Origin of the sequence: Pseudomonas sp. RW407 (genome assembly GCF_003176655.1) — a bacterium.
In the GTDB taxonomy this organism is placed as follows: domain Bacteria; phylum Pseudomonadota; class Gammaproteobacteria; order Pseudomonadales; family Pseudomonadaceae; genus Pseudomonas; species Pseudomonas delhiensis.
In genome coordinates this window covers 1-320 of the sequence record NZ_QGSL01000061.1, presented here as the reverse complement: position 1 = coordinate 320, position 320 = coordinate 1, and the positions used below count along the sequence as shown (strand labels likewise).

The 320-nt window shown below is 66.6% G+C and carries 1 protein-coding gene; it reads right to left on the bottom strand.

Translation table 11 applies throughout. The features are described from left to right. Nucleotides 1-320: transposase (locus tag DK254_RS05805; protein WP_146219572.1), on the bottom strand; the 320-nt coding region annotated here is incomplete at both ends.

Genomic DNA, 320 nt, shown 5'->3' with positions numbered 1-320 from the left:
ACAAAGGGGTCGCGGGCTTGATGCAAACGACGACGCTCATCATCGCGCTGGCTGACCAGTTGCTCGCGGCGCTGCACCAGCTCCCGCAGCCGCTCGCGCTCCGGCGAAGGCACAGTGCTGGGGGCTTCTTCCAGCGTCTGAGCCAGATGCGCCAATACCGCCGCGTCGATGGGATCGGTCTTGGCCAGTTTGCCCATGGCCGTGGCAAAGGCTCGCACCCGTGTGGGGTTCAGGCGCGAGACCGCGTGACCGGCGCGAGACAGGCCGAACATCACATCGCACTCATAACCACCGGTCGCCTCCAGCACGATACGGCCGGG